Annotated in this window: 19 protein-coding genes; 15 read left to right on the top strand and 4 right to left on the bottom strand. The window is 65.4% G+C overall.

The window, feature by feature from the left end:
• Positions 1-5: 5 nt before the first annotated feature.
• Entirely contained in the window at positions 6-1,190 is a 1,185-nt protein-coding gene (locus AC30QB_RS02010; protein WP_489544516.1) for a sensor histidine kinase, read from the bottom strand.
• Positions 1,191-1,354: 164 nt separating this feature from the next.
• Between AC30QB_RS02010 and lplT the strand changes: the two genes are divergently transcribed.
• Entirely contained in the window at positions 1,355-2,632 is a 1,278-nt protein-coding gene (lplT, locus tag AC30QB_RS02015; RefSeq protein ID WP_489544517.1) for a lysophospholipid transporter LplT, read from the top strand.
• A gap of 70 nt (positions 2,633-2,702) precedes the next feature.
• On the opposite strand, the gene AC30QB_RS02020 is transcribed toward lplT, so the two are convergent.
• On the bottom strand, positions 2,703-3,578 hold the full coding sequence (locus AC30QB_RS02020; RefSeq protein WP_489544518.1) for a hypothetical protein: 876 nt from the start codon (positions 3,576-3,578) through the stop codon (positions 2,703-2,705).
• 131 nt (positions 3,579-3,709) lie between these two features.
• On the opposite strand from AC30QB_RS02020, the gene AC30QB_RS02025 reads away from it, so the two are divergent.
• The 6 genes from AC30QB_RS02025 to AC30QB_RS02050 all read left to right on the top strand — a co-directional run bounded on the left by AC30QB_RS02025 (position 3,710) and on the right by AC30QB_RS02050 (position 12,159).
• Positions 3,710-4,600: an EamA family transporter gene (locus AC30QB_RS02025; protein WP_489544519.1), complete on the top strand. Its 891-nt coding sequence runs from the start codon at positions 3,710-3,712 to the stop codon at positions 4,598-4,600.
• A 189-nt stretch (positions 4,601-4,789) separates the two neighbouring features.
• A complete protein-coding gene (locus AC30QB_RS02030; RefSeq protein ID WP_489544520.1) occupies positions 4,790-7,816 on the top strand; it encodes a type VI secretion system Vgr family protein in 3,027 nt (1,008 codons plus the stop codon).
• 5 nt (positions 7,817-7,821) lie between these two features.
• A complete protein-coding gene (locus AC30QB_RS02035; RefSeq protein WP_489544521.1) occupies positions 7,822-8,757 on the top strand; it encodes a DUF4123 domain-containing protein in 936 nt (311 codons plus the stop codon).
• The gene (locus tag AC30QB_RS02040) at positions 8,750-9,256 is read left to right on the top strand and encodes a DUF3304 domain-containing protein (protein ID WP_489544522.1); all 507 of its coding nucleotides are present in this window, start codon (positions 8,750-8,752) and stop codon (positions 9,254-9,256) included. Before AC30QB_RS02035 ends, AC30QB_RS02040 begins: the two co-directional genes overlap by 8 nt.
• The gene (locus tag AC30QB_RS02045) at positions 9,249-9,791 is read left to right on the top strand and encodes a DUF3304 domain-containing protein (RefSeq protein ID WP_489544523.1); all 543 of its coding nucleotides are present in this window, start codon (positions 9,249-9,251) and stop codon (positions 9,789-9,791) included. Before AC30QB_RS02040 ends, AC30QB_RS02045 begins: the two co-directional genes overlap by 8 nt.
• Positions 9,792-9,825: 34 nt before the next feature.
• Positions 9,826-12,159: a T6SS phospholipase effector Tle1-like catalytic domain-containing protein gene (locus AC30QB_RS02050; protein ID WP_489544524.1), complete on the top strand. Its 2,334-nt coding sequence runs from the start codon at positions 9,826-9,828 to the stop codon at positions 12,157-12,159.
• 16 nt (positions 12,160-12,175) lie between these two features.
• Here the strand turns inward: AC30QB_RS02050 and AC30QB_RS02055 are convergent, their stop codons facing one another.
• A complete protein-coding gene (locus tag AC30QB_RS02055) occupies positions 12,176-12,976 on the bottom strand; it encodes a response regulator transcription factor (RefSeq protein WP_489544525.1) in 801 nt (266 codons plus the stop codon).
• A gap of 130 nt (positions 12,977-13,106) precedes the next feature.
• Between AC30QB_RS02055 and AC30QB_RS02060 the strand changes: the two genes are divergently transcribed.
• Positions 13,107-13,592, top strand: coding sequence for a glutathione peroxidase (locus AC30QB_RS02060; RefSeq protein ID WP_489544526.1), 486 nt, complete (start codon positions 13,107-13,109; stop codon positions 13,590-13,592).
• Positions 13,592-16,429, top strand: coding sequence for a GDSL-type esterase/lipase family protein (locus tag AC30QB_RS02065; protein ID WP_489544527.1), 2,838 nt, complete (start codon positions 13,592-13,594; stop codon positions 16,427-16,429). The genes AC30QB_RS02060 and AC30QB_RS02065 overlap by 1 nt, the downstream gene beginning before the upstream one ends.
• A gap of 10 nt (positions 16,430-16,439) precedes the next feature.
• Here AC30QB_RS02065 and AC30QB_RS02070 read toward each other — a convergent pair whose 3' ends face one another.
• Positions 16,440-17,102 carry a Crp/Fnr family transcriptional regulator gene (locus AC30QB_RS02070; RefSeq protein WP_489544528.1) on the bottom strand — a complete coding sequence of 221 codons (663 nt, stop codon included), beginning with the start codon at positions 17,100-17,102 and terminating at the stop codon, positions 16,440-16,442.
• Positions 17,103-17,184: 82 nt separating this feature from the next.
• Here AC30QB_RS02070 and AC30QB_RS02075 point away from each other — a divergent pair, with 82 nt between their 5' ends.
• The 6 genes from AC30QB_RS02075 to AC30QB_RS02100 all read left to right on the top strand — a co-directional run bounded on the left by AC30QB_RS02075 (position 17,185) and on the right by AC30QB_RS02100 (position 25,742).
• Positions 17,185-18,279, top strand: coding sequence for a DUF2332 domain-containing protein (locus AC30QB_RS02075; protein ID WP_489544529.1), 1,095 nt, complete (start codon positions 17,185-17,187; stop codon positions 18,277-18,279).
• Positions 18,280-18,308: 29 nt separating this feature from the next.
• A complete protein-coding gene (locus tag AC30QB_RS02080; protein ID WP_489544530.1) occupies positions 18,309-19,505 on the top strand; it encodes an amino acid aminotransferase in 1,197 nt (398 codons plus the stop codon).
• Entirely contained in the window at positions 19,502-23,674 is a 4,173-nt protein-coding gene (locus tag AC30QB_RS02085; protein ID WP_489544531.1) for an SNF2-related protein, read from the top strand. Before AC30QB_RS02080 ends, AC30QB_RS02085 begins: the two co-directional genes overlap by 4 nt.
• Positions 23,675-23,810: 136 nt before the next feature.
• Entirely contained in the window at positions 23,811-24,068 is a 258-nt protein-coding gene (gene bufA2 / locus AC30QB_RS02090) for a BufA2 family periplasmic bufferin-type metallophore (protein WP_489544532.1), read from the top strand.
• 67 nt (positions 24,069-24,135) lie between these two features.
• Positions 24,136-24,972, top strand: coding sequence for an MNIO family bufferin maturase (gene bufB, locus AC30QB_RS02095; protein WP_489544533.1), 837 nt, complete (start codon positions 24,136-24,138; stop codon positions 24,970-24,972).
• Positions 24,969-25,742, top strand: coding sequence for an HvfC/BufC family peptide modification chaperone (locus tag AC30QB_RS02100; RefSeq protein WP_489544534.1), 774 nt, complete (start codon positions 24,969-24,971; stop codon positions 25,740-25,742). The genes bufB and AC30QB_RS02100 overlap by 4 nt, the downstream gene beginning before the upstream one ends.

The raw sequence follows: 25,742 nt of genomic DNA on the forward strand, positions 1-25,742 counted from the left end.
CGGCCCTAGGCGCTGTTGCGCGGCAGCTGCAAACTGAACGCGGTGCCATCGGCCTCAGACGAGGTGACGGTGATCGACCCGTTGTGGCCGTTGATGATTTCGCGCGCGATGTACAGCCCGAGCCCCAGGCTGGTGCTGGGCGGTTCGGGGCTTTCGGCGTCCTCCGGGCTCAGCTGGACCAGCGGGTCGAAGATCACCTGCAAAGCCTCGGGCGCTATCGGCTTGCCGTAGTTGACGATGACCGCGCTGACGTGTTCGCCTTCGTCGGACACGTGCAGCATGACTGGCAAGTCGACGCTGCCGTGTTGAACCGCATTTCTCAGCAGATTGCCAAGTACCTGCCGCATGCGCGGCGCATCGAAGTCGGCGTGCAGGTCATTGCCAGACACCTGCCATCTCAGGTCGCACGCGGGGTGGGTTGCGCGGACTTCTTCAAAGGCTTCGTAGCACAGCGCCCCGAAATCACCGCGGCGAGGCGTCACCTCGATGCCGCGGCCGAGCCGTGTGCGGGTGTACTCGAGCAGGTCACGGATCATCTCGTCGATGGACGAGATGCTGCGCTTGGCGATGTGCAGGCTACGCGCCCTGCGCTCGGCGGTGGTGTCTGCCGTTTCGAGCACTTGCAGGCATCCACGCAAGGCCCCCAAGGGGTTGCGCAGGTCGTGCCCGAGGATCGCCAGAAAGGTGTCTCGCGAGTTGCCCATGCGCTCTGAGTAGCTCGCGATCGATTCGGCCATCGCCTGGTCGATACCTTCGTTGAACCGGTTTACCTCTTCCAGCATTTGGGTGGTGGGGGCAGTGGTGATACGGGCCATCCACATGCGCAGCACCGTGGCGCGCAAGGCGCGGAACTCTGCGCCAAGCTGGTTCAGATCAAAGCCCACCTTCTGGCGCAACCCGCCGTGCACCGCAGCCGGTGTATTTTCGAGCGGGACGGGGGCGAGCCCTTCGGACTTGTCTTGCCGTTCTGCTTCAGTTTGCGCCGTGGTCATGTCGTGCGCGATGTCGAGCAGGATCGCCTGCGCATGGTCTCTGATCGCGACCACCGACATGGTTTGCGCTGGCGCCATCGTTCGCGCAAAGGCTACCCATTCCACCAAGATCGGCTCGACGTTTTGCTGGATAAACTGGCTCAAACGCATGTCGGTGTAGGTGCGCAGCGTGATGGTGATGGGCGCAGTATGCGCCACCGGCGAGGCCGGCTTGCCGCACCGGCAAAGCCGCTTTTCACCTCTAGGTAGTGACCCTCGAACCCTTCGACTTGCGGGGTCGCCGGCGCCAACCTGCGTGCTATAAACGCCGCCGCAGGCCCGTCCCCAGGGGCATGCGAAACGACGGATCCCCCCGCGGGCGAATGAAAAAAGGTTTCTACACCATCATGTCAGCGCAGTTCTTCAGCTCGCTGGCTGATAACGCGTTGTTCGTTGCTGCGGTCGAACTGCTCAAGACGTCGGGTCAGCCTGAGTGGCAGCGAGCGGCCCTGGTGCCCATGTTCGCGCTGTTCTACGTGATCCTCGCTCCGCTGGTGGGCGCCTTTGCCGACGCCGTGCCCAAGGGCAAAGTCATGTTCTTCTCGAACCTGATCAAGGTGGTGGGCTGTCTGATGATGCTGTTTGGCACCCACCCCTTGTTGTCGTACGCCATCGTGGGCCTCGGGGCTGCGGCCTACTCGCCGGCCAAGTACGGCATTTTGACCGAGCTCTTGCCCAACTCGCAGCTCGTGAAGGCCAACGGCTGGATCGAAGGGCTCACCATCGGCTCGATCATCCTCGGCGTGCTGCTGGGCGGCCAACTGGTGGGCCACACGATCTCGAAGTACCTGCTGCAGTTCGACATGCCTTTCATCGACACCGGTGTCGACACCCCGCCCGAGGCGGCCATTGCATCAATGATCTTGCTGTACATCATCGCGGCGCTGTTCAACCTGAAGATTCCGCGCACCGAAGCGCCCTTGCAGCCCATTGCCCACAGCGTGACGGCCCTGGTGCGTGACTTCTCCAACTGCAATGCACGCCTGTGGGATGACAAGCTGGGCCAGATCTCGCTGGCCACCACCACCTTGTTCTGGGGCGTGTCGGGCAACTTGCGCTACATCGTGCTGGCCTGGGCCAGCGTGGCGCTGGGCTACGGCACCACGCAAGCCTCGGCACTGGTGGGCGTTGTGGCCTTGGGCACGGCGGTGGGCGCGGTGGTGGCGTCGATGCGCATGCGGCTCGACCAGGCCACCAATGTCATTCCGCTGGGCATTGTCATGGGCCTGCTGGTGATCGCAATGAACGCCATCACGAACGTGGCGGTGGCGGCGCCCTTTCTGATCGTGCTGGGCGCCATCGGGGGCTACCTGGTGGTGCCGATGAATGCGCTGCTGCAGCACCGAGGCCACAACCTGATGGGCGCGGGTCGCTCCATTGCCGTGCAAAACTTCAATGAGCAGGCCTGCATCCTGGCGCTGGGCGCGTTCTACACCGGCATGACGAAGTTCGGCCTTTCGGCCTTCGGCGCCATCACCATTTTCGGGCTGGTGGTTGCCGCCACCATGTGGTTGATCCGCCGCTGGCACGCCACCAACTGCGTGCGCCACCGCGACGAAGTGCAGCGCCTGCTGGCGCTGGCACGCAGCGACAAGCACTGAGCGCGCAGCGTTCGGTGTGGTGCGGCGTGGTGTGAGAGGCTGGTTTTCAACCGCGCTTCTGGCCCCGCCACTAGCCGCGCATCACCTGCTCGATTGCCACGCCCCATGGCGCGGTGAGCTTTGCGTAACCACCGCGTGTGAGGTGGATCTCATTCACCCAGTCGCCGCTTTCACCTTCGGCATCGAGCGTTGCCGCGTCGAGGGCGATCTCGCAGGTGTCGAAGAAATGCAGGTTGGGGAAGCGCTCGCCGTCGGCCGCGATGGCTGCCAGCTTCGCGCCCAGCTTGCGCATCAGCAAGGCAGAAAGCGCTTGCCAGTTTTCCGGCGGAATGCCGTGCGCCTGCAGCGAGGGCAGCAACCACGGCCCGAGGCCCAGGCCGGCGCCGGCCTTGCGCGGCGTGGGGCAGGCGTAGCCGTGCATGAAGGCCGGGCAACCGGCTGATGGGCCCGCGTCACGCAGGGCCAGCAGGTGCGCGAAGTTGGCCTGCAGATAGGTGTCGAAGGTCTGCCAGCCTTCGGGGCTGAGGTAGCGCGCCGGGCCGTCGCTTGCCGGCCCCCACTCGTCGGCTTCGAGCAGCAGGCGCTGCGCGCGCGGCACGCTGGGGCCGACGGCCTTCAGCGCGTCGATCAGGTCGTTGCCGCCGCAGGAGAGCAACAGGCCGTCCCACACCAGAGCGCGGCGGCCGCACAGCAGCTGCACGAACACCGGGTCGCTGTTCATCTGCGCCATGTGGGCCAGCGTGTCGCCGGGCGTGGCGCAGTTCACCGCGCAGGCGAACTGGTCGAACTGCATTGCAAACAGCAGATTGGAGTTGCGCAGTGGGTTCAGCCCGCTCAGCGTGAACCACGAATCGCCTTCGGCCAGGAAGCGGTAGGCCGCAAAGCTCAGATCGGGCGGCTCGCTCGACGAGACCTGGTCAGGCGTGTAGACGGTCAAGGGCTTCATGCGCGGCTCCGGTAGAGGCGAAGAGTGCTGAGCCTGACCTTAGGCGGTTGGGGGTCGCTGCGCAATCCAACGAACTTGGGGTGCCAGTGCAGAAAACTGGAGTGCTGTCGTACGCAGCGACAATCGCGCCCGTGCCTACATCCCGACCCTTGCTGCCCGCGCTGGCGCTGATGCTCAATGCCTTTGTGTGGGGCGTGTCGTGGTGGCCGTTTCGGCTGCTGCAGTCGCAGGGCCTGCACCCGCTGTGGGCCACGGTGCTGGTGTACCTGGTGGCGGTGGCGGTGATTGCAGCGGTGCGCCCGCGGGCCTTTGGCCAGGTGCTGCGCACGCCCGCGCTGTGGGTGCTGGTGCTCGCCTCGGGCAGCACCAACGCCGCCTTCAATTGGGCAGTTTCTATTGGCGACGTGGTGCGCGTCGTGCTGCTGTTCTACCTGATGCCGCTGTGGGTGGTGTTCCTCGCCCGCGTGCTGCTCAAAGAAGCGCTGACCGCCATCGCCGCCGCACGGGTGCTGCTGGCCTTGGCTGGTGCGTGCATCGTGTTGTGGCCGGAGGGCGGGCAAGGGCTGCCGCTGCCGCAATCGCTGCCCGACTGGTTGGGCGTGCTCGGGGGCTTCTCGTTTGCGCTCAACAACGTGATGTTGAGGCGCGAAGCCCAACGGCCCGAAGAAAGCCGCGCGCTCGCCATGTTCATAGGCGGGGTGCTGGTGGCAGGGGGCCTGGCCACGGTGCTCGTGCTGCGCGGCCAGATGGCTTGGCCGCCTGCGCCCAGCATGACCTGGTTGCCGCTGGCGGCAGTGCTGAGCGTGTGCTTCCTGGCCAGCAACGCGGCGCTTCAGTACGGTGCCGCGCGGCTGCCGGCCAACGTCTCATCGGTGGTCATGTTGACCGAGGTGCTGTTTGCTTCGGTCTCGGCCCTGATGCTGGGCGGCGGGGTGATGACGACCGGGCTGGCACTGGGCGGCGGGCTGATCTTGCTGGCGGCCCTGCTGTCGACCTTGCAGCGCCCGGCGCAGAGCCATTGAGCTTTTTAAAACTCGCGACATCAACCTTCGTTCGGGCTGAGCTTGTCGGCCCAGGCAACCCCTCCGAAGGGGGGCGTAACAGATGTGTGCCGAGCCCTCTCGCGCAGATGACACTGACACAATAAATCTGCCTCGAACCGCAAAAGAAACGCGCGCGTTAAACCGCTGCGCCCTCAGGGAATTTCGAACATGATCGACCGGCTGAGCGACGCCATTTCAAACACGCCGTTGTCACAGCTGCAAGGTCTGCTTGCCGGCTGGATGCAAAGCAAGAGGCTCTACAACATTGAAGGTGACGGCCCAGTGGCCGACCTGCTGGTCGAGAAGTTCATCTCCATCGACAGCATCAGCGAGCCCTTTGCCGTTCAGCTGACCGCCCTCACACTGAACGCGCACATCGCGATCAAAGCCCTGCTGGGCAAGCGCATCACGCTCAGCGCGGCGCTGTCAGACGGCAGCATCAAGAAACACACCGGCATCATCTTCGCTGCCAAATATCTGGAGTCCGACGGCGGCTTCGTGCGCCTGCAAGTCACCTTCAAGCCCTGGGTGGAAATGCTCCGCTTTGGCAGCCACAGCCGCGTCTGGCAAGGCAAGAGCGTGGCCGAAATCATCGACTCTGTCTTGAGCGACGCGGCCTACAGCGGCTATGCGGCCTGGCGCTGGGGCGAAGAGTCCGACAGCGGCAAAGAAGACATCCAGGACTTCCTTGCCCAAGGCCCGAATGCAGGTGTGCGCGCCTATTGCACCCAGTACCGCGAAACCGACCTGGCCTTCCTGAGCCGCCTGCTGGCCAGCGAAGGCCTGGGCTACCGCGTCGAAGAGACTGGCGACGCCCCCGCAGGCCACTGCATCGTCTTATTCGCCGACAGTGAGCGCTGGCCCCAAAACCAAACATCGCACAGCGCCGTAGGTGGCTCCGGCATCAAATTCCAGCGCAGTGGCGCCACCGAAGCGCAAGACGCCATTCAAAGCTTCGGCGGCATGCGCCGCCTCAACCCGGCGCGCACCGCAGTCCTGCAATGGGACTACCAGGCCAAGCGCGCGGTGGCGGCAGACGTGCCCACCCATCACCCGTTCGGCGCACCGGCCTTACAAGACATGGCCGGCTGGCTGGAGAGCTACCAATCGGCGGGTGCCACAGCCGACACAGGCAGCTGCACGACAGAACAGCTTCAACACCTCGCCACTCTCGGCCAGCAAGCCCACGAGTTCCGCAACAAAACCTGGCTCGCCAGAAGCTCAGTGCGCAGCTTGCGCGCCGGCCAGTGGTTCACCCTCAAGCAAAGCACGCTCGATGCGCTGAGCGGCTTTGCGCTGGGACACGACGAAGCCGGCCTCGAATTCACCGTGCACAGCGTGCATGCCCTGGGCATCAACAACCTGCCCAAAGAGCTGAGTGATCGAATCGCCCATGCCATGGCCAACGCACCGGCGAGCTTCGACTTCTTCGCTGATGAATCCGGGCCCGACCCCCTGGCCGAGCTGTTGCAATCGCTGGCCGACGACCCCGAGTTGGCCGCCAAGGCTGCCGAAACCGGCTACGCCAACCGTTTCGAGGCCTGCCGCCGCACCATTCCCTGGCGGCCGGTCTACGCTCGAAAGCCCACCGCCCTGGGCATGCAAACGGCCATCGTCGTCGGCCCGACCGGCAACACCCGCGCAGAAGGCGCCGACGAGCTCTACATGGACGCTCTGGGCCGCATCAAGGTGCAATTCCACTGGCAGAGCAGCCCTCACGCTGACCCACGAACAGACAACCGCAGCAGCTGCTGGGTGCGCGTGTTACAGCGCTGGGCTGGGCCGGGCATGGGGCATCAGTTCATCCCACGCATAGGGCAAGAAGTGCTGCTGCACTTCATCGAGGGCGACATCGACCGCCCCATCTGCACGGGCTCCGTCTACAACGGCAAGGGCGAAGGCGGCCTCGTGCGCACCCCGGGCGGGCAGCCGGGCCAGGGTGACGCCAGCGACGCCCGCGTCTTCAGCCAGAGCAGCGACCACACCCCGAGCGGCCAAGGCAACCTGATCGGCTCGGGCCCAGGTGGCAACAGCCCGGCCTGGCACGGCGGCGCGCCAGGGCCTGCCACACCTGGGGCCAACGCGCAGAACAACGCGGCGGCGATGAGCGGCGTCAAAAGCAAAGAGATGGGCGCTGCGGGCAGTAACAGTTTGGTGTTTGATGACACGCCCGGGCAACTCAGAGTGCAGCTCGCCACGACCCAACACGCGACCCAATTGAGCCTCGGTTACCTCGTGCACCAAGCTGACAACACGCGAGGCTCGTTCAGAGGAACGGGTTTCGAGTTGCGCACCGACGCCTATGGCGCCATTCGCGCCACGCAGGGGCTGCTGATCACCAGTTACGGCGCCAACCCGTCCGACCCGGCCGGCGACAACGCGGCGGGCATGGCCTTGCTCAAGCAGGCTCTCACCTTGGCCGACACCTTCAGCAAGGCCACACACACGCACCAGACCACAGCGCTGGCGACGGCACTGGGCACCATCAAGGCCAACCAGAGCAACCTGAGCGACAAGCTCGCGCCGATGAAGGCGCTGCACCAGACGGCAAGCGGCATGGTGAGCCAGGCAAGCATGGATGCGGCACTCAACGACGCAGGCAACAAGAGCACGCAAGCGACAAGCGGCAAGCTGCCGCACACCACCGACCCCATCGTGGCGATCACCGCCAAGGCCGGGCTCGCGGTGGTGGCGGGGCAGGACATTCAGTTCGCCAGTGGCGAGGCCATCAGCTGGCAGGCTGGGCAAGACATCCACATCGCGGGCGGCAACCAGCTCAGAGTGAACACTGGGCAGAGCATCGGCATCTTGGCCGGAGCGGTGCAAGCGGGTGACGGCGCCAAGGGCACGGGGCTGACGATGATCGCGGGCCAGGGGCCGGTGCAGATGCAGGCGCAGGCCGGCCAAGCTCAGGTGGCAGCCAAGGGCTTGATCAACGTTCAGTCGGCCGTGGGTGCGGTGGAATGGGCCTCGGCCAAGAAGATCACGTTGCAAACATCGGGCGGGGCGCAGATCGTGATTCAAGGCTCGGGCATCACCGTGCAGTGCCCGGGGAAGATCACCGTGCATGCGGCGATCAAGAGCATGGTGGGGCCGGAGCGTGAAAGCCATGCCATGCCCACATTGCCGCGTGCTGCGTGCAAGGCTTGCCTGCTCAATGCAATGAAGCAGGGCGCGCCGGGGGTGCTGGTCTGATGCACGTGGCCTACGCCCTACAGCAAGATTTCGAGGCCGCCCAAACGCGGCAGCGTTCTTTGCTGCTCATTCTTGACACGGCGCCCGCCGAGAACAGCCATCAAATGCTGGGCCGCTTGGGGGTGCCCTACCTCTCCTTGTTCGACGGCACGCCAGAAGAAAGCCTGCTAGAGATTGCGCCCTTGTTGATTCCTGTGGGCGGCCTTGATGCAGATGTGCGCCACCGCGTGTTCGATTGGGCCGAGAAGCTTGCCTATGCGGCGCCTTGCCTCACGTGGTTTGAAACAGATGCGACGCCGCGAGACGTGGCGAAGCACCTGCGCCAGTTTCACGTGGTGGGCCTGACTGAAGGCCAGGCGATGCTGATGCGGTGGTACGACACCAGAATCTTGCCGGTATGGCTCGCCTGCTTGACACCCGAACAGGCGCAGGCGTTTGCGGCACGCACCTCCCACTGGGCCTGCGTGGATCGCTTCGGCGAGGTCTCTGTGCTCGCCGTTGAGTTACCTGCAGCAAGCTTCCCCTCGGCCACGCAGTTTGGCGAGCCATCAATCAAGCTGACCGACACCCAATACGGCATGCTGGTCGACGCCACCGAGCTAGACGTGTTGATCAAGCACCTGCGTCAGATCATTCCCGACGAGACCCAACGCGTACCCAGCCGCGTGCTCACCGAGTTCGTGTCCAAGCACCAGCAAGCGGCGATGGCCGCTGGGTTTGACGACATCGACCGACAAGCGCAGTACGTGTTGCTGGCGCTTTACACCTCGGGCGCGTGCATCGACTCTCCAGAATTCAAAGGTCTGCTGACGGCCCCGCCGCTGAGCTTCGATGAGCTGGCCAAGGGCATTCAGGCCTTGCCTGACGAGGTATCAAACTCGGGTGCGCCGTTGTGGGATGAGGCGGCCAAGCCGTCAGAAGAGAGGGTACTGAATGCGTGATTTCATCGTGATGTGGGTCGCCGCGTGTGCCTTGTGGGGGTGCAAGCCCGACACAGGCGCCGGGCCTTCGAGCACGTCTGCAACGGCGTCTCAACCTGCGAAGCCAGGCAAGACGGTTGGCGCTGAGTTGACGGGCTACAACCATACCGATCAGTACATCAGCGCCTTCTACGTGAATGGTGAATGGGGCGGCAACATCTTTGCAGGTACGGGCGGCGGCAAGTTTGTCTGCTGCGTCCAATTGCCAGTACCTTGGTATCCCGGTTTGAAGGTCAAGGTGACGTGGGATGACCACGAAGGCAAGACCCATTCTCGCGAAGTGGCAGTTCCCCAGTACGACCCGAAGACGCTCAGTGGCTTCAACGTCCATTTCTTGCGTACCGGCGAGATCAAGGTATTCGCGAATCGCTTGAGCCTGTGGCACCCCGACTACCCCCTCAAGGGAAAGGAAGCCGAACTCAAGCCCGGGGTTCCGATCGCGACGTTGCCGCGTGAGTGAGCACGTGAAAGAACAAAGATGCACGAGCGTTGGAATGCGTGACCTTCTGGTGGTGCTGGTCGCCTTGTTTGCCATGGTGGGGTGCACGCCAGACACAGGCGCCGGCTCTGTCGCCACGGCCACTGCCGCGTCGCGGCCCGCCAAACCAGGCAAGACGGTTGGCGCTGAGTTGACGGGCTACAACCATACGGATCAGTACATCAGCGCCTTCTACGTGAACGGCGAATGGGGCGGCAACATCTTTGCAGGCACCGGAGGAGGTTCCTTTATCTGTTGCGTTGAATTGCCAGCGCATTGGTACTCTGGATTGAAGGTCAAGGTGACTTGGACTGACCATGAAGGAAAGGCGCACTCGCGTGATGTGGTGGTTCCAGAGTACGACCCGAAAACGCTGGCCATCTTCAATGTTCATTTCTTGCGAAGTGGGGAGATCAAGGTCTTCGCTTTGCGCATGACATTGAGGCACCGCGACTACCCCTTGACGGGGCCAGAGGCTGAGCTGAAGCCCGGCGTGCCGATCGACAAGGTGTATTGAGCTGCTGCAGCGGCTCGCCTCTGAGGAAAGCGAAATGACGATCATCTATACAGGCCGCCCCGCTCCGTTGAACGGCGAACGCAAGCTCAACGCCAAAGAGGCGACCCAACGCGCCAAGGCAATGAAGTGCGTTCGCTCGAAGTCATCTGAGTGCCAAGGCCAGGTCTATGTAGGCCTGTTCTTTGATGGCACGGGCAACAACGACCGATGGGTGGAGGAGGGCTATGCCCAGACTCAGCGCGCCCGCAACAAGCACAGCAATGTCGCTCGGCTTTTCGATGCGCACGTTATCGAGCCAGAGAACGGTATGTTTGCGTACTACATGCCAGGCGTTGGGACTCCCTTCCAGGAAGTCGGCGACGTGACGAAGTGGGAGTATGAAAAGGGGGGCATGGGCTTTGGCTTCATGGGAGCTGACCGCATCAACTGGGGAATCACCTCGATCTTTAATGCGGTAAATCGGTATCTGCTTGGTAGTAATCTGCTCAGCCCGGGCGAACAGCGCGCCTTGGTCAACACCATCAGCAGAGACGTTGCCGGCCCGATCTCGGTGGAGGGTACCTTGCGCTGGGCGGGGCTCACCGCAGTCGAGGAGCGGCTTGCCTCGGTGGTCAAAGCACACCAGCGCAAGGTTCTGCAAATCAACGTCTCCATCTTCGGTTTCTCTCGCGGCGCAGCGCAGGCGCGCGCTTGTGCTTACTGGCTGAGCCAGATCTGCGAGCGCAAGGGTGGCGGCATGACCCTGGCGGGGGTGCCCCTGCGCATAGGCTTCATGGGCCTCTTCGACACGGTGGCGTCGGTGGGCTTGGGGGATGTCACACCGTTCACCGACGGCCACATGGCCTGGGCCAAAGGCACGCAAGCCGTGCACCCCGCGGTGGAAGACTGTGCGCACTTCATCGCGCTGCACGAGCAGCGCGCCTTCTTCCCACTGGAAGCCGCTGTGGGGCGCGGCAATGTGGGCTACCCCGGCATGCACTCTGATGTGGGCGGTGGTTACTGGCCCGGCGAGCAAGGCAAGGCCATGCCCGAGTGGGGCGCCTCGCCTCACCTCTCGCAAATACCGCTGATCGACATGCACTTTGCTGCCATCAAAGGCGGCGTGCCGATGAAGACGATTCAGGAAATCAAGGCCATTCCTGAGCTTGCCAAATCATTTGCCACCGATGAGCGCCTGATCAAAACCTACAACACCTGGCTCACGCACCAAGGCGTGAAGGGCGGTGACATACGCGCCTTCACCGAGGGTCACGCTCGCCACTACATACGTTGGCGTGCCTCATTGCATTTTGCAGAGTCTCACGAGCGAGCCTTGGCGCAAGACGAGAAGAAGCTGGACGCTGAGATTGCCCGGCTGAAAGCCGAACAGCAATCGCTGGAGCAGCACCGGGTCAACGAGCAGTGGGCACTGTCGCGCGACGGCGTAAGTGTCAACCCGACAACCTTGCTGCCCACGGCCGAAGGCCAGCGCGCGGCTGCCGCAATCAACGCGAAGTACGCCCCGAAGGCCAGAAGCGTTCAAAGCCAGATTGCCGAGCTTGAAGCGCGCAAGCTAGCGCTGGCGAATCAAGAGTCGATGGAGGGAAAGCGCTTGCGCTCCAGTCTTGAGCGCGAGGGTGGGGGCGTTGCAGCTTGTGATTTTTTCAAGCGCGCAACACTCACGCTAGACCCAAAGAAAGACCAGACCGATCTGGGCGAAGCCGACAGGTTGTTCCGGCTGCAGCTTCTTTGGTTGCTGGAGCGTCGGCAGGCCAATGCGACGGTGGGCGGGTTTTTAAAGGAGCGGCTCAAAGACAGCTTTCGCTTGATCTCGCCGCTGCTGGGCACCCTGGTGATTGAACCCGGCAAAGCACCCTTGACCGATTACGAGAAAAAGTTTGTCGAGATTGCGGTCGATGCGCCGCTGCCGCCGCCGGGGTGCGCCGAGTTGTTTGCCGACTACGTGCACGACTCAAGAGCCGGCTTTCGCCCCGTTGCGCAGAAGCAGGAATTCATTCTGCTCACGGGGGGCTACTTGAGGTTTCGCCACGTCTTCAAAGAAGAGATTTTGGGCGATTCGCGGGTCTATGGCTGGGCGAACCAAGGGCTCTCTACTGCCAAAGCCACGGCAAACGCGGTCGCCCAGTTTTACTCCGACCTGTGGGACGCCACTGTCGCTGCCTATGCACGAGCGCGGCGCCAGATCGCGGGGGCAGGCGCTGCCGCCATTCAGGCGGCATCTGCGGCCTATCTCAATGCACAGAGCGCCGTGGCACGCCGCTATCACGATGCAGAAGAAGAGCTGTATCGCCAGCTCACCGAGCGCTATGCCCAGATGGACGGCGCGATCAATGAAATGCACCGGCCTGACCTGATGCGGCGCAGGTAGTTTGCGGACGCCCCCTTCAGGCCGCCACCGGGTCGAGCACGCCCAGTGCCGCCATGAACTCAGCTTCCATCAGCGGCTTGGTGAGGTAGGCGTCGCAGCCGGCGAGGTCGCCGCGCACGCGGTCCATCGCGCTGGTGCGGCCGGTCACCATCAGCACGGCGGGGGCGATGCCACCGGGGTGCACTTGTCGGCGTTTGATGTGCTGGCACACGGCGAGGCCGTCCATGCTGCCTTCAGGGCCCAGTGTCACGTCGAGGAACACGAGCGAGAAGGCTTGTGTGGCCAGCCGCTCCAGCGCCTGCGTGGCGTCGTGCGCCAAGTGCACGCGGTAACCCAGGCCTTGCAGGCGGGTCTGCAAGAACTTGAGTGCGATGCGGCTGTCGTCAACCACCAGCACGTCTTTGGCGGGGCGGCCATCGGCGGCCATCAGGTCGCTGGGGCCTGAGCTGACCCAATCGCTGTCTTGTTCCTGGGGCGGCTCGTCGAGGCTGGCCAGGCGCAGCTCCAGCAGCAGGTCGAGCTCGCGCACGATGCGGGTCGGCTCGATGGGCCGTGCCAGCCAGGCCACGGCGCCGGCGGGTGCTCGGGCGCCGATGAAGATGGTGTCTTGCAGGCGCCGCGTGTCGCGCACCGCGGCCACGTCGACTGGGTGGTCGGCGTCGGCAATGATGAAGTCGCTCTCGGCGGCGGTTGCGGCTCGGTCGTAGGCTGGTGCGCGCTCTTGCGCAAGGCGGAAAAACGAGTTCAGGGCGCTGCGCTCGAAGTCACTGAAGCCTTGCAGCGCAACGGTATAGCGCATGGGGATGCGCTCAGGCATTGGTGTCTTCCGGTGAGTGGGGTGAGCGATGTTCGATCGCTGGCGCAGCGGCGTCAACCCTTCCTCACGTGGGGTGGCATGCGGCGCTACGATGAGCTCCCACTTATTTCACACCCCGAGGAGCTTTCACATGGCCAGTGTTTACGATTTCGAAGCCACGTCCATTGATGGCAAGCCGGCGCATTTGTCCACCCAAAAGGGCAAAGTGCTGCTGATCGTGAACACCGCCAGCGCCTGTGGCTTCACGCCGCAGTTTGCAGGCCTCGAAAAGCTGTGGGAAACCTACGCCGACAAGGGGCTGGTGGTGGTGGGTTTCCCGAGCAACGAGTTTGGCGAACAAGACCCGGGCAGTGATGGCGAGATTGCCTCGTTTTGTCAGCTCAACTATGGCGTGAAATTCCCCATGATGAGCAAGGTGCAGGTCAATGGCCCCGAGGCCCACCCGCTGTGGAAGTGGCTCACCCATGAAGCCCCGGGCATTCTGGGCACCAAGGGCATCAAGTGGAACTTCACCAAGTTTCTCGTGGGCAAAGATGGGCAGGTGATCAAGCGCTATGCGTCCAACGATGCGCCTGAGTCGATCGCCAAAGACATCGAAGCGGCGCTTGCAGCGTGATGTGGGCCGCCCAAACCCTGACACCCCGGGCTGCAGCAGCCTTGGCACTGCTGTGCAGCCTGTGGGGTGCGAGCCCTCAGGCGCACGCCGCCGTCACGCTGGGCGAGGGCATCAAGGGGATGGCCTGCGTCGTCAACACCATCTTTTCCGTGCTGCCGATTTTCTCGTTGACGGAAACGGCGGTCGTCACCGCCACCACGACCGTGTTGGGCGTGGCCGTATGCCCTGAGAACCCCCACGTCGACGACTACGTCCGAGGCTGCTACCCGCAATTGGGCTACTACAGCAGCTGCCAGTGGGCCGCGGGCAATGCGACACAGGAGGCGCGCAATGTGCAAGCGTGGCTGAGCAGCGGCCGAGCCGCCAACGGCACGCAGTTCAGCACGCTGCACCCCGGCCTCATCACCGACGGCGAGGCACGGCTCACCTGTGTCTTCATCGTCGCCCAGCAAGGCATGGACTCGCCCCTGGCGTCCTGGGGCCAGGGCAACTGCGTTACCACGGTGGGCCCGCCACCGCCCCCGCCGCCTGGGGACCGCAATGTCTTGCTCGACCCACCGCACACCGGGCCGCCGCGCCTCATGGTCGTGGGCGACTCCATCAGCCATGGCAAGAGTGGCGACTACACCTGGCGCTACCGCCTGCATGAGCACTTGCGCAAGAAGCAGGCGCCTTTTGATTTCGTCGGCCCCTTCAAGGGCCCGATGAACCCCAACACGCCCGACGACGTGCGCGACCCCGGCCTCTACAAGGTGCAAGGCTGGGACGACGACCACGACGCCACCTGGGGCCGCCCGCTGGGCTTCGAGAAAGACACGATCGAAGGCTACGTGCGCACCTACCAGCCCGACCTGGTGATCGTCGATCTCGGCACCAACGACCTCACCTGGTTCTGGGATGGCAGCAAGAGCATTGCCGCCAACTCGGCACGCGTGGCCGGCTACATGCGCGAGTTCATCCAGAACGCGCGCCGTGCTCGCAGCGACGTCAACTTCCTGCTGGTGCAAACCGGCGCCACCGGGCCGCTCGAAGCGCACGGCGAGCCCCGGCCTTACAACGACATGCTGGCCGCGCTGGCCAGCGAGCTGCACACGCCCTCGTCGCGTATCCACATCGCCAACGTCGCTGAGCGCTGGAGCTGGCAAACCGACACCTACGACCAGACGCATCCCAATGTGCGTGGCGAGCACGTCATCGCCCAGACCGTCGCCGACACGCTGTGGAACATGTGGAAGTACGGCGGCCTGTACGGCAACATCCCGAGCGAAGCCAGCGCACCGCCCAAGCCGCAGCACGTGCTGCTCTCGCCCGACAAGATCAAGCGCAACGCACCCTTCACCGTGAGCTGGGACCGGGTGCAAAACCCGGGTGTGTGGACGGAGTACAAGGTTCAGGTGCGCTACCACCAGGCCTATGGCTTCGGGCTGGTGTGGGAGTCGCCCACCACTACTTCCAACCTGTCGATGGTTTATGGCGGGCCCACGCTGCCGCAGATCGGGGTGTTCCATGTGGTGGTGGTAGCGGTCGATCAGTACGGCCAGCAAACCATGAGCGACCCGGTGCCGCTCACCGTGGCCGACTTGCCGGTGGCGCCGCCCAAGGTGGCCAACCTGCACCTGGCTCCGCAGCTCATCGGCAAGGAAGGCGGCTTCGTGGCCAGCTGGGACCGCGTGTTCAACCCTGGCGTGTGGACCGAATACAAACTGCAGCTGCGTAACCACCATGACTTTGGCTTCGCGCTGGTGTGGCAATCGACAGGCACCACCCCCAACCTGAGCCTCACCTACGACGGGCCGCGCCTGCCGCAAAGTGGTGTCTACGACGTGGTGGTCATCGCGCGCGACATCTACGGCCAGGAAACCATGAGTGAGCCGGTGCCGCTCAGCGTGCAAGACCAGATCCCGCCGCCCTTGCCGGTGAACAACTTGCGCGTGCAGCCCAACGCCATGTTGCGCAACGGCAGCTTCACCGCCACCTGGGACCGTGTGCCCAACCCCAAGGTCTGGACGCAATACAAGCTGCAGTTGCGCACCCACCAGAGCTACGGTTTCAAGCTGCTGTGGGAGTCGGCTACGACCGCCGATCTTTCGGTCACCTACAACGGCCCGGTGTTGCCGCAGACTGGAACTTACGCGCTGGTCGTGGTCGCCCGCGACGCTTTCGGCCAGGAGACCATCAGCGCGCCGGTCTCGCTCAACGTGCAAGCCGACCCGCCCGCGCCGCCGCCGGCCACCAACATCCGCGTGCTCCCCAACCCCATGACGCGCAGCGGCAAGTTCACCGTCGCCTGGGACCGCGTGGTCAACCCCGGCATCTGGACCACCTACAAGATCCAGCTGCGCAACCACTTCAACTATGGCTTCGGGCTGCTGTGGGAGTCGCCCGCCACGGCCAACCTCTCGCTCACCTACACCGGCCCGGCCTTGGCGAACAACGGCGTCTACAACGTCGTGGTGGTCTCACAAGACACGGTGTTCGGCGGCCAGACGATGAGCGAGCCCATCCCGCTCTCGGTGATGGACGTGCCCGCGCCGCCGGCCGCGCCCGCCCATCTGCGCTTGCTGCCCGACACCATCAGCCGCAGCGGCCCGTTCTCGGCCGTTTGGGATCGCGTCAACAACCCTGGCATCTGGACCACCTACAAGCTGCAGCTTCGCTATCACCAAGCCTATGGTTTCGGGCTGATATGGGAGTCAGCGCTGACGCCCGACCTTCAGTTGAAATACACCGGGCCAGCCTTGCCCCAGGCCGGTGTTTTCCAGGTCGTGGTCGTGGCGCACGACACCTTTGGCCAAGAGAAGATGAGCGCACCGGTGGCGTTGACGGTGAGCCCGTAGCGGCGCTGTATCAGGCGGGCACCCACAGCCCGCCGTAGGCTGGGCGCAGCCGCTGGTGCGTGGCCAGTTGGCTGATCAAAACGTTGACGGTTTGGCGCGACAGGCCGGCCAGCGCGGCCAGCTCGGCCTGCGTGGTGCGCACGAAGCGCCAGCCTTGCCCGTCGGCTGCGCCCGCGCGGCCGGTGCGCACCAGCTGTTCCAGCGCGAGGCTCAGCCGCTCCATTGCGCTGCGGTGGCGCGAGGCTTCGAGCATGCGCAGTGCACCGTCGTGGCGTTGTGCAAACTCGCGCATCAGCGCACGCGCAAAGCCGGGCACTTCATCCATCAAATGGGCATAGGCGGCCGGCCCGAAGGCCACCACCCGCGTCGGCCGCGTGGCCAGCGCCTCGAAGGTCGAAGGCCGGCCGCTGGCGAACGACGACAGACCGAACAGCCGGCCGGGCGACACGTGCTCGACCACTGAAACATCGCCATCGACCGTGCTGAATCGGATCGCGATTTCGCCCGCCAGCAGGCCGAACAAGGCGGGGGTCTTCTGGCCTTGCGCGAGCAGCACGCCGCCTTGTGGCAGGCGCCGCACCCGGCACAGCGGCAGCAGGCCGCGCCAATGCGCGTCGTTCAGTGTGAGCTCGGGCAGGGTGGCGGCCAGCAGGGATGCAATGTCGTCGCGCATGGGCTGCAATTGTCGGCTACCCGACAAAGATGGCCGCAACCCGGGGCTAAGCTCATGCGCACTGAACGCCTGGAGCCTTGCAATGCCCACCGACCTGCCCCGCCTGGCCAAGCTCTTCCGTTGGTTTGCCGACCACGAATGCGCTGACGAGCCGCTGTACGAAGCCATCTGCCGCTTCCTGGCAGAGCAGCCCGCCTCGCTCGAATTGCTCGCCGATGCCGATTTCGAGCAGCGCCGGCCGAACTTGTGGCTGGCCGCGGTTCACGACTTGCTGCTCACTGGGGTGGCCCACCCGCTGCGCGCCTACTACGCCAGCCTGGGTGGCACGCGGGTGGCTGATGCCGAGCTTGGCGCCTGCCTCACCGATTTCGTGGGCCAGCACAGCGCCGCGCTGCGCGAGCGCATGGCCACGCGCACCACCCAGACCAACGAAATCGGCCGTTGTGCCGTGCTGTGGCTGGCCCTGCAAGACATCGCCCGGCGCAGTGGCCAACCCCGGCTGGCGCTGCTTGATCTGGGGTGCAGTGCGGGCTTGAACCTTGGCGTGGACGACTACCGCTACGACTACGGCGGCGAGTTCCAAGGCGCTGAAGCGCGACCCGAAGTGCCGGTGCTGGACTGCCGCCTGGTCGGCCCGCGCCGGCCAGCGCCTGCGGCCTTTCAGATCGTGCAGCGGCTCGGCATCGACCCGGCACCGGTGGCTGTGAACGACACCGAGGCCGTGCGCTGGTTGCGTGCCTGCCTGTGGCCCAGCAATGTGGCGCGCGTGAAGCGCTTCGACCAGGCCATGGCGCTGGCCTGGCGCCGGGCCTGGCCGGTGCAGCGCGAGGCCGATTGCACGGCGGGCGTTGCACGCTGGCTCGACACGTTGCCTAGCGACGTACAGCCGGTGCTGTTCAACAGCTGGGTGCTCACCTATTTCGACCCCGAGGCCTTGCAGAGGCACGTCGCCGCCATGACGGCACTGGTACACGAGCGCAGCCTGATGTGGTTGTCGGCCGAAGGGCCCGAACTGCGCATAGCCCCGGTGCAGCCGCCTGCGCCATTCGAAGACAGCGCGCAGGCCCAGCGCGGCAGCTTGTGGACGCTGTGCCACCGCGTCGAAGGCGAAGTGCGCTTCGACTTGCTGGCGCGCTCGCACCCCCACGGCCGCTGGATGGAGTGGCTCGACGCTTGATAATTGGCGCTCCCCTACAGGAGCCCCACATGTTCGAGCACGTCGATGCCTACGCTGGCGACCCGATTCTTACCCTCAACGAAGCCTTCGGCAAAGACCCTCGCCCGAACAAAATCAACCTGAGCATCGGCATCTACTTTGACGACGCCGGCAAGCTCCCGGTGATGGGCGCGGTGCGTACCGCCGAAGCCGCCATGCTGCAAACCATAGGCGCGCGGCCCTACCAGCCGATGGAAGGCGCGGTCAACTACCGGCAAGCGGTGCAACACCTGTTGTTCGGTGCCGAGCACGAGGCCGTGAAGAGTGGGCGCATCGCCACCCTCCAGACGGTGGGCGGCTCGGGTGGCCTGAAGGTGGGCGGTGATTTTCTCAAGCGCTACTTTCCAAAGTCCAACGTCTGGGTCAGCGACCCGACCTGGGACAACCACCGCGCGATGTTCGAAGGCGCAGGTTTCGAGGTCAACACCTACCCGTACTACGACGCCCAGACCGGTGGCGTGAAGTTCCCCGAGATGCTGGCAGCGCTCAAGGCGCTGCCCGAGCAAAGCATCGTGCTGCTGCACGCCTGCTGCCACAACCCGACCGGTGTCGATCTCACGGCCGCGCAGTGGAAAGAGCTGATCCCGGTGATTCAGCAACGCAAGCTGCTGCCGTATGTCGACATCGCCTACCAAGGTTTTGGTGACGGCATTGCCGAAGACGCGTTTGCCGTGCGTGCCCTCGCCGATGCGGGCGTGAGCTTCTTCTGCGCCAGCTCTTTTTCCAAAAGTTTCTCGCTCTACGGCGAGCGCTGCGGGGGCTTGAGCATCGTGTGCCCCAACAAGGCCGAGGCCGAGCTCGTGCTGGGCCAGATGAAGGCCACCGTGCGCAAGAATTACAGCAGCCCGCCCACCCACGGCGGCCAGATCGTGGCGCGCGTGTTGCAAACACCGGCGCTGTACGACCAATGGGCCAGCGAGCTCAATGCCATGCGCGTGCGCATCAAGGCCATGCGCGAGAAGCTGCATGCGGTGCTCAGCACCAAGCTGCCGGGGCGCGATTTCAGCTACTTTCTTACCCAGCGCGGCATGTTCAGCTACACCGGCCTGAGCGCCGAGCAGGTTGACTGCTTGCGTGAAGAGCACGCGGTGTACCTGGTGCGCTCGGGGCGCATGTGCGTGGCGGGTTTGAACTCGTCCAACGTCGGGGCCACCGCGGTTGCCATGGCGGCCGTGCTCTCGCGTTGAGCGCGAGCGCGACGCTGGCCGGGCTCAGCCCCCAGCAACTGGACGTGCTCGACGCGGTCGCGTTGGGCGGTCGCTTTCGCACCCGCAACTGGGTGCTGGAGATGCTGGCCTGCATGGAGGCCAAGAACGCGCAAGGCAAGCGTTACACCGGTGATGAAGTCAAAGACTTGATCAAGAGCTTGGCCGAGGCTCACTGCCTGGTCGAAGACCGTTATCGGCCGGGCTACTGGGAGGTGAGCAGAGAGGTGTTCAGCACCATCTACCTGGGCCTGATCGACAGCGGCAACCTGCCCGCATTGCACAGCGCCCTCGCGCGTGCCATGCACTTCAACGAAGGCGTACGCGGCGCCTACTTTCGCGACGTGTTTGAGGCCACCGCCATCGTGCGGCTGGAGTTGTTCTCAGGCGTGCCTTTCTCGGAGATCGAGCGATTGCGCCTGGCCTGCGGCTGGAGCGCGCCCTGGGCAGACGTCGTGCAGCACGCGATGTTCGAAATGCTCGATGCGGCCCTGTTCGAGCGCTTGTCGCCGGGGCAGCAGAACGACGTGATGTTCAATGGCCTGTCGCGCCTGATGGCGCTGTGGGGCACGCCCGAGTTGCCATTGGTTGAGCTGGCCCAACGCTACCTGGCCGATTACCGCGGAGAAGAGAGTTTTGCGCTGCGCATGGTGCTGTGTGAACACCTGCTGTGGTCGGGCCAGCTGGAGGGCCTAGACGCGGTGTTGGCGCCCATGCGCGAAGCCTCGTCGCCCTTTCCTTTTTGGCGCGCCATGGCCGAGGCCGGCGGTGCAGCGCTGTTGGCACTGCAAGGCCGCTGGGCGCAGGCTGAGGCCGCCTACGACGCTGTATTCGCCGCACTGAAGACCGAAACCAAGGCGCGCAAGGGCCTGCTGCCCGTCATGCTGGCGGCACCGTATGCGCTGTCGCTGCTGGCGCAGCAGACCCCGGCGCATCTGCGCAAGGCGCTCAAGTACTGCCTGGCCGAAGGTGGCAAACGCACGCCGGCCCCCAACCACTGGAGTGGCATCGTCGCCTTGGCCATTCAAATGCGCCTGGGGGATGAGCGGCTCGACACCCACCACTTCCGTCCGGTGTCGAACGAGCAATACCTCGACCGCCTCGACCCTTGGCGCTGGTTGATGGCGGCGTGGTTGAAGCAAGGCCATCAGGCGCAGCCTGTGAGCAAGCGGGATCAGGCCTCGCTCGCGCTGTTGCGCAAACAGATAGCGGCAGCGGGCCTGCCCGTGTTGGTGGCGCAGATTGACGCTGCGGTGCAGGTGCTGGCCGGCGAGCCGGCGCCAGAGAGCTTCTTCGTGCCCCCACCGCAAGAGGCGTGGCGCGTGGCCTTGGCCGCGCTGATGTCGGTGGCCGCGCCCGAAGCCGCTGTGGTGGCGGACACGGGCGGCGACACCCGCTTGCTGTGGCAGCTGCGCGTGTTCCCTTCTGGTGAGGTGGACGACGTGGCGCCGCTTGAGCAAAAGCGTGGCCCCCGCGGCTGGGGCAAGCCCAAGCCGCTGTCGCTCAGCAAGCTGGCCAAGGCTGACAACCTGCTGCCGGCCGACGTGGCGGTGGCCCGCACCGTGCGGCAAGGGTTGTATGAGCGTGACCTGCGGCTCGACCTTGCGGCTGCCGTGACGGCCTTGATCGGCCACCCACATGTGGAGTTTGAAGACGCTCCCGGCCTCAGCGTCACCCTGGTCGAAGCCAGCCCCGAGATCGACGTGGTGACGCTGGGCGGGGAGCAACGTGTACGCATGTTGCCGGCGCTGCACCCGCGGCCCGAGCGGCTGACCTACCAGACCCCCAGTGCCGCCGAGGTGAAAGAAATCGAAGCCCTGCAAGCCCTTAGCGTGCTGCGCGACTCACCGCAGCGCGCGCGGGTGATTCGCCTCACGCCGGCCCACAGGCGCGTGGCCCAGCTGCTAGGCCAGGGCCTGGTGGTGCCGGCCGACGGAGCAGCCCAGCTGCAGCAGGTGCTGCAAGGCCTGGGCGCGCATTTCCAGGTGCACGCCGACGAGGTGCAGGCTGCGCGCGAGGTCGAGCCCGATGCGCGCTTGCGCGCCGAGCTCGCGCCGCGTGGCGATGGTGTGTCGCTGCGCCTGGTGGTGGCGCCGCTGGGTGTCGATGGCCCACGCCTGACCCCGGGCAGCGGCCGCGCGCGCCTGGTCGCGGCGCTGGCGGGCGAAACCGTGGGCGCACAGCGCGACCTGGCCCAGGAGCGAGCCCACCTTGACGCTGTGCTCGATGCTTGCCCTCAGCTTGAGCCGCAAGCTGGCGCCGAGTGGCTCATCGACGGCGCCGACGAAGCGCTGGCCGTGATTGAGCAACTGCACACCCTGGCTGCTGCCGGCCTCGCCATTGCGGCGCTCGATTGGCCAGCGGGCAAGACGGTGCGCGTCGACACCGCGGCCTTGCCACAGCTGCAGGTGAACGTGCGCAGCGCCACCGACTGGCTGGCCCTGCAGGGTGGTGTGCAGGTGGACGAGCGCCTGCTCTTCAGCTTGCAACAGATGCTCGACTGGAGCCGCACCGGCACTGGCCGTTTCATCCCCCTGGGCGAAGGCCGCTACCTGGCGTTGACGCAAGAGCTGCGCACCCGGCTCGACGAACTGGCGGCCGTGGTCGACGTGCAGCGCGGCGAGGCTCGCGTGCCGGTGGTGGCGGCGGCCTGGCTCGACGCGGTGATGGACGGCGCGCAGCTGCAAGGCGATGCCGGGTTTGCTCGCCGCATCGAGAGCCTGGCCGCCGGCCAGCAAGCAGCGGTGGCGTTGCCGGCCGGCTTGCAGGCCCAGCTGCGCCCGTACCAGGAAGAAGGCTACCAATGGGCCATGCGCCTGGCAAAGGCCGGGCTGGGCGCCTGCCTGGCCGACGACATGGGCCTGGGCAAGACCTTGCAAGCCCTGGCCGTGCTGCTCGCGCGTGCCGCCGGTGGCCCGGCGCTGCTGCTCGCCCCCACCTCGCTGATGGGCAACTGGCTGGCCGAGGCGCGCCGCTTCGCCCCCAGCCTGCAGATGCATCTGTTCAGCGAGTCCGACCGCGACAGCCTGGTGGCCGGGCTGGGCCCGCAAGACGTGGTGCTGGTGTCCTACCAGATGCACCAGCAGAACCTGGTTCTGTTTGCAGCGCGCGAGTGGCATACCCTGGTGCTCGACGAAGCCCAAGCCATCAAGAACGCGGCGGCCAAGCGCGCGCAGGCGGCGCACGAGATGCGCGCTGACTTCCGCCTGGCCTTGTCGGGCACGCCCATCGAAAACCGGCTGTCCGAGCTGTGGTCGGTGATGCGGGTGTGCAACCCCGGCTTGCTGGGCAGCCTGGCGCGCTTCAACGAGCGCTTCGCCGGCCCCATCGAGCGCGACCGCAACCGCCAGGCGCAGCGCAGCCTGCGCCGGCTGATTGCACCCTTTGTCTTGCGCCGCACCAAGGCCCAGGTGCTCGACGACCTGCCCCCGCGCACCGAGCTCACGCTCACCGTGGAGCCCGATGCCGCGGAGCGGGCGCACTACGAAGCACTGCGCCGCCAGGCGCTGGAGGCCGCCGAGCAGAGCCTCGCAGGTGACAGCGCGGGCCACGCACAAATGAACATCCTGGCGCAGCTCACCCGGCTGCGCCGCGCCGCCTGTGACCCGCGCTTGGTCAGCCCCCAGCTCGGGCTGGTGGGGGCCAAGGTGCAGGCCTTCAGCGAGCTGGCGGCCGAGCTTTCGGCCAACGGGCACAAGGCGCTGGTGTTCAGCCAGTTCGTCGACTTTCTCTCGCTGTTGCGCGAGCCGCTCGATGCGGCCGGCATTGCTTACCAGTACCTCGACGGCGCCACGCCCACCGCCGAGCGCACCCGGCGCGTGGCTGCCTTCCAGGCCGGTGAAGGTGACCTCTTTCTCATCAGCCTCAAGGCGGGCGGCTTCGGCCTGAACCTGACCATGGCCGATTACGTGGTGATCGCCGACCCGTGGTGGAACCCCGCAGCCGAAGACCAGGCCAGCGGCCGCGCCCACCGCATCGGCCAACAGCGGCCCGTGACGGTGTACCGCCTGGTCAACCGCGGCACGCTCGAAGAGCGCATCGTGGCCTTGCACAGCGCCAAGCGCGAGCTGGCCGACAGCGTGCTCGAAGGGGGCGACGTGAAAGGGGCGCTCAAGGCCGAGGAGCTGGTGGCCTTGATCCAGGGCGATTGAGTTTTTGTTTGCTTGGCGAGGCTGGCCTGTAAGAAGCGCTGGGCCGGCCCGACAGAGCCTCGCAAGCGCGGTGATTCGGCATGGTGCCGGTCCCTTGCTGCACTTCCACCCACCCTTTGCATCAAGGAAACACATCATGCTGAACCTCAAATCTGGCCTCGCCCTGGCCGCCACCGCTGCCGCTCTGTTCTCTACCGGCCTCGTCACCACCACCGTGTACGCCTCCGACGACGGCATGGTGAAGTGCGCAGGCGTCAACACCTGCAAGGGCACCTCCGATTGCAAGACCGCCAAGAGCGAGTGCAAGGGCCAAAACGGCTGCAAGGGCCAAGGCTGGGTCGGCAAGAAGACGGCCGCCGAATGCACCTCCGCCGGCGGCATGGTGCTCAAGTAAGAAGTCTCCTCCTGTAACGACCAGGAATTCCGGCGCGCGTGCCTGACACCCGTGCCGGTTTTTTGACATGACTTCACCCATCACCGGCTTTGGCCTCGGCCTGCGCACCGAGCACTATGCGGCGTTTGCGCAAGCGCAGCAGGGGGTCGACTGGCTCGAAGTCATCTCAGAGAACTACCTGGTGCCGGGCGGCAAGCCGCTGCACCACCTGGAGCGCATTCGACGCGATGTGCCCATGGTGATGCACGGCGTGGCGATGTCCATCGGCAGCACCGACCCGCTAAACCTCGCCTACCTGGGTGAGCTGAAGGCGCTGGCGCAACGCATCGAGCCGGCCTGGGTCTCAGACCACCTGTGCTGGACAGGCGTCGACCACCACAACCTGCACGACCTGCTGCCGCTGCCTTACACCGAAGCGGCGCTGCGCCATGTGGTGCAACGCGTGCAGCAGGTGCAAGAAGTGCTCGGCCGCCGCTTGCTGCTTGAAAACGTCTCCAGCTACGTGAGCTTTGCCGGTGACGAGATGAGCGAGTGGGAGTTCGTCGCCGAGCTCTTGCAGCGCGCCGACTGCGAGCTGCTGCTTGACGTGAACAACGTCTACGTGAGCAGCGTGAACCACGGCTTCGACCCCAAGACCTACATCGACGCGATGCCGCGCGAGCGCGTGCGCCAGATCCACCTGGCCGGGCACGAAGACCACGGCAGCTACCTCGTCGACACCCACGACCACCCGGTGGGTGAAGCCGTGTGGTCGCTCTACGCCCACACGGTGCAGCGCATGGGCGCGGTGCCGACCATGATTGAGCGCGACGACCACATCCCACCGCTGGCCGAGCTGCTCGACGAGCTTGCCCACGCACGCGCCGTGCAGGCGCAGGCCCTGCGTCAGCCGGAGGCGGCATGAACGCGCTGGCGCAACAGCAGCGACAGCTGCGCGCCGCCATCGCCAATGAGACACCGGCGCACGGCCTGTTGCGCGGCCGCGAGCCCCTGCTGCACATCTACCAGCACGCCTACAGCGCGCGCCTGCTGGCGGCGCTGCGCGACAACTTCGGCGTGCTGCCGCAGGCCATGGGCGACGAGGCTTTCGATGCGCTGGGCCGCGCCTATCTGCAGGCGCACCCGTCGAGCCACCCGTCCATCCGTTGGTTCGGCCACCAGCTTGCCGACTTCATGACGCAGCAGCCCGAGCGTGTGCCGCACCCGGCCTTTGTCGACCTGGCACGCATGGAGTGGGCCTTGCGCAGTGCCTTCGACGCGGCAGACGCCCCCACCTTGTCGGCCGCCTCGGTGGTCAGTCGCTCGCCCGAGCAATGGGCGACCTGGGTGCTGCGCTTCCAGCCCAGCGCGCAGCTGCTGCCGCTGCAATGGCGTGTCGAGCCGGCATGGCGTGCTTTGCAATCTGCGGAAGACGAAGAGCCGGAACTGGAAGAACCCGAACCCGGCGAGCACCTGCTGCTCGTGTGGCGCCCGCAGCTTGAGACGCGCTGGCGCTCAGTGGTCGACGCGCTCGAAGCCTTGCTGCTGCCGGCGGCGATGCAAGGCATGGCGTTTGCGTCGCTCTGCGAGTTGGCCGCGGAGCATACCGGTGAGGCACAAGCCGCTGCGGCGGTGGTGGCCCGTTTGCAGCAGTGGGTGGGTGAGGGCCTGCTGGCGGAAGACGCCGCGGGCTGA

The sequence above is a fragment of the Rhizobacter sp. genome, from assembly GCF_046595475.1.
In the GTDB taxonomy this organism is placed as follows: Bacteria; Pseudomonadota; Gammaproteobacteria; order Burkholderiales; family Burkholderiaceae_C; genus Rhizobacter.